Source organism: uncultured Candidatus Puniceispirillum sp., from assembly GCF_963979125.1.
Lineage (GTDB): Bacteria > Pseudomonadota > Alphaproteobacteria > Puniceispirillales > Puniceispirillaceae > Puniceispirillum.
On the sequence record NZ_CAXBVX010000100.1, the window covers coordinates 1 to 7,260 of the forward strand.

Sequence of the window (7,260 nt, forward strand, 5' to 3'; positions counted from 1 at the left end):
GCCTGACCTTTTTCCTGCAAAGCTTTATCGCGAATTTAATATCGGTGGTGGTGCGCGCAGTGCCGCTTGGTCAGTCCGATGGGCAGATTATGCTCGCCCAAATGATGCCAGCGGTGGCGACGCTTGCCAATGAGGCGGCTCTGGCACCGCTTGATGATGTTGGCGGTTATGCAATTCTGGCCGACCATGCCTCAATCATACATGAAACACTCGAGCCAAGGATCTATCGAACTTGACCGGCTATAAACAAGATTTTGCTGGCACAACAGCAAAGACTGCGCGCCGCAATGGGCCTTTGCGCGTTGGCATTGGCGGGCCGGTTGGCGCTGGCAAAACCAGCATGACCGAAGCGCTTTGCCGTTACCTGGCTCCACGGATTTCGATGGCGGTAATCACAAATGATATATATACGCGCGAAGATGCCGAATATTTGATGCGCGTTCAGGCCTTGCCAGCCGAACGGATCAGGGGCGTTGAAACGGGGGGCTGCCCGCATACGGCGATCCGCGAAGATGCATCGGTTAATCTTGCCGCGGTGGCTAGTCTTTGTGCCACCATTCCGGATCTTGATATTATTCTAATCGAATCTGGCGGCGATAATCTGGCCGCAACCTTTAGCCCCGAGCTAGCCGATCTGACAATCTATGTGATTGATGTTTGCATGGGCGGCGATATCCCCCGCAAAAAAGGCCCGGCGCTGACGAAATCCGATATGCTGGTGGTGAATAAGATCGAGCTTGCACCCCATGTTGGCGTGGATCTTGAAACCATGACCGCAGATACGGCGACCGCCCGCAATGGCAGGCCGTTTATCTTTGGTTCGATGCGCATGAATGATGGTGTTGCCGAGCTAGGTGATTTCATACTTTATGAAGCCGGTATTGAAGGCTGATCCGACTTTCCCATATGCCCTGAGATTGCAATTCAAGCAGGCGCTGCAGTATTTTAAGATTTTGCATTCTGGGCCCTGAATCTTCGTCAGCTTAAGCCCGCCTTACGACGCGGAGGCGTGACTCAAAGGTCTGCTCTGTCGGGCAACGCTTGTTTTTGGTGCAGAAATGAATTGTATTATTGTATACGATTTGAAAAAAAACGTTGCACATTTAAAAAATAATGTATCCAATAATAAAGTACCCAAGTGGGGTTAAGAACTGATTCAAACTTTTTCAGAACTAGGGAGTTGAAAAAAATGGAAAGGCATTCTGCAAAAATCAAAACAATGCTGATGTCATTGACTGTTGCTGCAGGCATTGCAGTTACGGCGATGTCAGCGCAAGCAGCCAACGAAAAATTAAAAATTGGTTTTGTTGGTGTAACAAGTGGCCCAGCGGCGGCATGGGGAACATCAAATGTTCGTTCGATGCAAACGCGTGCGGCGTGGATTAATGAAATTGGTGGCGTAAAAATCGGCAGTAAGACCTATGATATCGAGATTGTCACTTTTGATGACCAAAAGGATCCAAAGCGGGCAATCGCTGGTATGGAGAAAATGGCACAAGAAGGCATTCATTATGTTGTCGGGCCAAATGTTGATGATGGTGCGGCCGCTGTCCGCCCTGTTGCCGAACAAAAGGATATCATCTATTTCCCATATGCTTTCCCGAAATCACTTTACAGCCCGCCAGCCTCAAATGCTGTTCTTGGCATGATTGCCAACTACCAGTCAGGCCCGGCGATCTACAAATATCTTCGGGATAATAAAGGTGTCAAGAATGTTGCCTTTGTGGCAGCCAATGAATCCGATCCATTAAGCCAGCGTGATGGCGGTGTTGCCGCTGCCAAGGCGCTGAATCTTAATGTTGTTTCCAGCAATGTTACCTATCAGGTTGACACCACTGATTTTACACCGGTTCTGACACCGGTTTTACGAAAGCGTCCTGATCTGTTGGTGCTTTCAGGCGTTGCACCGGCCAATGCCCCGCAATTGATCCGTTCAGCGCGTGAGCTTGGTTACCAAGGGCTGATTTCAACCGAAACGGCGCAGGATGCAACGGTGCTTCGTGAGGGTGCCGGTGATCTGGCCAATGGTTTTATTTCTGTTGGTGGTGCGTCTACCCCAAAGATTGCATCTGACACGATGAGAGAATTTGTAAGCCGTTACACAAAAATGTTTGGTGAATATAACGATGAATCAAACACCAAGGTCTATGCGCTTGAATACATCATTGAAACCATGAAGGCGAACCCTGCATCAATCAATAATGTTGCTGAATTCAAAAAAACCATGGACACATTTTCAGCGCCTAACATCTACATGAAGGGTGATAGCAAGCTGAAATATGTCGGCACGACATCTTTTGGACAAAAGCGTCAGGTGTTCGTACCTATGGTGGTGAACGAATATCAAAATGGCAAATTTGAGACCCTGTTTATTGCTGAAGTAGACTAACGTCTCATCCGATGACCATTCAGCCACTCCTTAAAATGGGGTGGCTGAAACATTTTTCATTTATTTATTTATCTATCTATCTATTCGATTGTCTTTTAACTTTGCGCACTGCCTACCATGGAGGCCTGATTTGGAACAGATTATTGTCAATGGGTTATATATGGGGGCCCAATATGCGTTAATCGCTTTAGGTCTGACTTTGATTTTTTCGCTGATGAATGTGCTCAATTTTGCGCATGGTCAGCTTTATGTCATTGGTGGATTTATGACCTATACCGTCTCTGTCAAATTGGGCATGCCCTATATTGTGGCATTAATCAGCGCTGGTGTGTCGCTCGCCATTATTGGTGCCATACTCGAAAAATTCCTTTTCAGGCCAGTCATCAAAAAGTCAGTACGTGAAGAAAGCACCATGCTTCTTGCGGCTGGTGTTGCGTTTTTTCTAGATGCTGCAATCCTACTGCTGTTCGGTGAAAAGCAGCGTGGTATCCCAAAGATTGTTGATGGGGTTTTTAACTGGGATTTCATAATCATCATGCCTTATGACCGTATCTTGATCGGGTGTCTTGCGGTTCTGATCGTGATTTTATTCATTGCCTATATGCAATATTCAAAGGCTGGCCGTGCAATGCGGGCGTTGGCTCAGGATAAAGTCGCGGCGCAATTGATGGGTGTGAATATTGACCGCTATTCAATGATCGGATTTGCCCTCGCAGCGATGCTGGCTGGCGTTGTTGGTGGACTGCTGGTGAGTATTACTGGTGTCAATCTTGGCATGGGGGGGCCGACATCAATCAAGGCATTCATGATGGTGATGATCGGCGGTGCTGGCGTTATCCCGGGGGCAATTGCCGGTGGCTTTATATTGGGAATGATGGAGTCGGTTGGCCTGACTGTGCTGTCTGATTTTGGTGATATTACCTATCTGGTTATTTTTGCGAGTCTCATGGTGTTCTTGGCTTTGCGGCCACAAGGATTGATGGGGAAACCGTGGGGTTAATGGTCGTAAATGACGGTGATAATAGTCCCAGCACTTTTAAGAGAGTAAAACAATGATGCAGTTAAGAACGAAATTTTTTGCCGCTGCGGCCTTTGCCCTTTTTCTGTTATTCGTGGTTCCGATGGTGATTGAGATCAGTGGCCGCTGGGACTTTTATTACACGCTAACATCGGTGGCATTGCTTTCAATTGCCAGTGCTGGCGTATGGCTTACCTTTTACATTGGTCGTATTAATATTGGTCAGGGTGCGTTTGCTCTTTTTGGCGGCTACGCATCGGCGATATTGGTCGTGAAATACGATGTGTCCTTTTGGGTTACGATCCCCTTGGCTGGCTTATTCTGTGTGTTGGTCGCGTTGGTAATCGGCTTTCCTATATTGCGGTTGCGTGGTGTCTATTTTGCCATGGTAACTTTGGTTATGACCGAGGTGGCGCGCCTTACGGCTCTTGCTTTACCGATTACAAATGGCGCAAAGGGTATATCCTCGATACCACTTCCAGGTTCAATCAGCTTGTTTGGCGTCATCCTTGTTCCTGACTTTTCCACATTGGAAAATGTTAAGCTGGGGTTCTATTATGTCGCAGTGGTTTTAATGCTGCTCACCTTCGCTGGGATGTATCGCTTGGTAAATTCCCGTGTCGGACATTTGTGCCGTTCACTTCAGCAGAATGAGGAACTGGCGTCATCGATTGGCGTGAATATCGCCAATTTGAGATTAATCGCATTTTCTATTTCGTCATTCCTTGGTGGTATTGCGGGCGCTATTTTTGTTGGCATTTCGCAGTCAATTTATCCGGCTAGCTTCCCGGTGAAGGACTCCGTTGACTTCATGCTTAATTGTTTCCTTGGTGGGCTAGGCTATGTTTTCGGCCCCATGCTTGGCACTTTGGTGAATTACTTTGGCTGGGACTTGCTGTTCAGCGCGGGTGAGTATCAGTTGTTGATTTATTCCACCCTTCTAATTGGCCTGATGCTGGCATTACCAAATGGTTTGCTGAGTATTTTCAGCAAAGCCAAGAATTAAGGAGCGTTTGGCCATGATTTTACAAGTCAAAAACCTAACCAAAAAGTTTGGTGGTCTTATCGCGGTTTCCAATGTCAGCTTTGATGTAAAGGAAAATGAAATCCTGTCTGTGATCGGCCCAAATGGTGCGGGCAAATCAACTTTGTTCAAATTGATTTCGTCTTTTTTGAAAACCACCAGTGGCGAAGTCCTTTTTGAAGGAAAACCGATATCCAATCTATCGCCGCATCATGCTGCGCGCCGAGGGGTTGTGCGCACTTTTCAGGAGACGACCGTTTTTAAGAATATGACCGTGCGTGATAATATCATTGTCGCGCATCATTTAAGTTCAAAAGCCGGCTTGTTTGGTTTTTTTGTTAGGTCGCCTGCTGCAATTGCTGATGAGGCTGCATTCGGGGATTCGGCGGATGATATTATTAACTTTCTTGGAATTGATGCGATCAAGGATGAATATGCCAGCAACCTTCCGCAAGGTCATTTGCGTGCCTTGGGAATTGCGATTGGCCTTGCTACCAAGCCCAAGTTGCTTTTGCTAGACGAGCCTTTTGCTGGGATGAACCATGATGAAACGATGCATATGGTTGAGCTTGTGCGGGGTGTCAGGGATCGTGGTGTTACGGTTCTTCTGGTTGAGCATGACATGGCAGCGGTGATGAAAATATCCGATCGGCTTGTGGTTATTAATTTTGGCGAAAAGATCGCCGAGGGTACGCCGCAAGAGATTCAGGACGACCCACGAGTCATTGAGGCGTATCTGGGCAGTGAAGATGATGCGGTAGGGTTTTAATCATGGATAAATTACTGAATTTCGAAAATGTTGAGCTCTATTACGATCATGTCTATGCCTTAAAAGGGGTGTCGGTGCATTTGGATGTGGGTGAAACAGTTGCATTAATCGGGGCAAATGGTGCTGGCAAATCATCAATCTTGCGGGCCATTACCGGTCTTGCCAAGCCAAAAACAGGCGTCATTACCTATAAGGGCGAGAGTTTGATCGGCGTCGATGCAGCGGCAATTGTCCAAAGAGGTATCGCCATGGTGCCTGAAGGCAGGCGGGTTTTCCCTTATATGTCAGTGAAAGATAATTTGCTGATGGGCGCCTTTACGCGAAATAACAAACAAGAGGTCAAAGCCACATTAGATAGCGTGCTGGCACGCTTTCCTCGTCTGCAAGAACGCTATGGTCAAATGGCAGGAACATTAAGTGGCGGCGAGCAGCAGATGATGGTGATTGGCCGGGCCCTGATGGCCAAACCGACATTGCTTTTGCTTGATGAACCCTCGCTTGGGATCGCGCCAAAATTGGTGCAGGAAATTGCGAGGTCGATCATATCAATTAATCGCGAGGAAAAGGTTTCAGTGCTTTTGGTTGAGCAAAATTCAAAGATGGCGCTAAGCATATCTAACCGTGCCTATGCAATGGCGACTGGGTCGGTTGTGCTAACCGGTAATTCAAAAGAGCTTCTTGACGATCCACGTATTAAAGCGGCCTATCTAGGCGGTGAGGTTTAACCATGACGTCAAAACTAAAAATTGTAGTTATAAATCCGAACACAACAGCCTCGATGACAGATAGAATTCGATTGGTGTCTGAATCTGTGATTAGTGATGACTTTTGCTTAACGGTTGTAAACCCATCATCAGGCCCGGCTAGTATCGAGGGTTATTATGATGAAGCGATGTCACTCGCAGGCCTTCTGGATCTTGTCAAACAGCATCATGATGCCGCTGGATTTGTGATTGCCTGTTTTGATGATACGGGATTGGACGCTGCCCGATGCCTTACCGCGTCACCTGTTGTTGGAATTGGCGAGGCGGCGTATCATATGGCGTCGATGATTTCGAATAAATTTGGTGTTGTGACAACATTGTCGCGATCGATTCCAGCACTTGAACATAATTTGGTGCGTTATGGGCTGGCGGCGCGATGTTCAGGCGTGCGTGCAAGTGACATTCCCGTTCTGGAAGTTGAGGCCAGCAATGGAACGGCTTTTGAGCGGATTAACGCAGAGGTTGAACAGGCAATAAAAACGGACAAAGCAGAGGCAATTGTACTGGGCTGTGCAGGCATGGCAGAGCTTGGTGCCACTTTGCATGATCTGCATAATATCCCTGTTCTTGATGGTATCAGCTGTGCGATAAAGCAGGTTGAAGCTATGATTTATTTAAATTTGAAAAACAGCAATATTGGTGGTTATGCAAAACCACGGCAAAAATAGGCTTCCTAACGAATTGGCTGCTTAAAGGTTTTAGTGAAATATGAAGCTACAACAACAAGACCCGTCCTGGGTTCCCGTTTTCGACAATCTTCGAGAAGCTATTATTTCTCATCGTCTGTTGCCGGGAACTAGATTAGCAGAAGATGAGTTGTGCAATATCTATGGGCTTGGCCGTACTGTCATTCGCGCCGCTCTGTCAGCTTTGACACATGAAGGGCTATTGACGCATATACCGAATCGTGGTGTCCATGTCGCCAAGCCAACAAAGACTGAAGCTCGTGATGTGTTTGAAGCACGATCGCTGGTTGAGCCTTATATCGTAAAACTGGCATCAGGATTGGCCCAAAAAAATGATATTGCCGAGCTCAGAACACATCTGGCAGCAGAACATCGCGCTATAAATACGGGTAATGACAGTGAAGCGATTGCGCTTTCGGCGCGCTTTCACATTAATATCGCGCGTATCGCCAATCATTCGATTTTGACGGGTTTTGTTGAGGAGCTTATATCCCGTTCGTCGCTAATTGTGTCGCTATATTGGCGTCGTCATGACACGATGTGCGAACGTCATGCGCATGATGCGTTGGTGTCGGCGATTGAGAGCGGTGATGGGCAGCTGGCCCATGAT

At 47.2% G+C, this 7,260-nt stretch carries 9 protein-coding genes; all 9 read left to right on the forward strand.

The window, feature by feature from the left end:
- Positions 1-236, forward strand: a 236-nt coding sequence (locus ABNT28_RS09105; RefSeq protein WP_348721437.1) for an urease accessory UreF family protein, incomplete at its 5' end; no start/stop codon positions are given.
- Entirely contained in the window at positions 233-892 is a 660-nt protein-coding gene (ureG, locus tag ABNT28_RS09110) for an urease accessory protein UreG (protein ID WP_348721438.1), read from the forward strand. The genes ABNT28_RS09105 and ureG, both read left to right, overlap by 4 nt.
- Before the next feature lie 297 nt (positions 893-1,189).
- Positions 1,190-2,389: an ABC transporter substrate-binding protein gene (locus ABNT28_RS09115; RefSeq protein WP_348721439.1), complete on the forward strand. Its 1,200-nt coding sequence runs from the start codon at positions 1,190-1,192 to the stop codon at positions 2,387-2,389.
- A 130-nt stretch (positions 2,390-2,519) separates the two neighbouring features.
- Positions 2,520-3,389, forward strand: a complete 870-nt coding sequence (locus ABNT28_RS09120; protein ID WP_348721440.1) for a branched-chain amino acid ABC transporter permease — start codon at positions 2,520-2,522, stop codon at positions 3,387-3,389.
- A 55-nt stretch (positions 3,390-3,444) separates the two neighbouring features.
- Complete coding sequence (locus tag ABNT28_RS09125; protein ID WP_348721442.1) at positions 3,445-4,413, forward strand: branched-chain amino acid ABC transporter permease; 969 nt, start codon at positions 3,445-3,447, stop codon at positions 4,411-4,413.
- A 7-nt stretch (positions 4,414-4,420) separates the two neighbouring features.
- On the forward strand, positions 4,421-5,200 hold the full coding sequence (locus tag ABNT28_RS09130) for an ABC transporter ATP-binding protein (RefSeq protein WP_332924065.1): 780 nt from the start codon (positions 4,421-4,423) through the stop codon (positions 5,198-5,200).
- 2 nt (positions 5,201-5,202) lie between these two features.
- Positions 5,203-5,925, forward strand: a complete 723-nt coding sequence (locus ABNT28_RS09135; protein WP_332924064.1) for an ABC transporter ATP-binding protein — start codon at positions 5,203-5,205, stop codon at positions 5,923-5,925.
- 2 nt (positions 5,926-5,927) lie between these two features.
- On the forward strand, positions 5,928-6,632 hold the full coding sequence (locus tag ABNT28_RS09140) for an aspartate/glutamate racemase family protein (RefSeq protein ID WP_332924063.1): 705 nt from the start codon (positions 5,928-5,930) through the stop codon (positions 6,630-6,632).
- A 40-nt stretch (positions 6,633-6,672) separates the two neighbouring features.
- Positions 6,673-7,260: GntR family transcriptional regulator (locus tag ABNT28_RS09145; protein WP_348721441.1), on the forward strand; the 588-nt coding region annotated here is incomplete at its 3' end.

Bases quoted from the DNA above. Each gene is read 5' to 3' on its own strand.
- ABNT28_RS09115 (WP_348721439.1), top strand. From the start codon at position 1,190: ATGGAAAGGCATTCTGCAAAAATCAAAACAATGCTGATGTCATTGACT.
- ABNT28_RS09125 (WP_348721442.1), top strand. From the start codon at position 3,445: ATGCAGTTAAGAACGAAATTTTTTGCCGCTGCGGCCTTTGCCCTTTTT.
- ABNT28_RS09135 (WP_332924064.1), top strand. From the start codon at position 5,203: ATGGATAAATTACTGAATTTCGAAAATGTTGAGCTCTATTACGATCAT.
- ABNT28_RS09140 (WP_332924063.1), top strand. From the start codon at position 5,928: ATGACGTCAAAACTAAAAATTGTAGTTATAAATCCGAACACAACAGCC.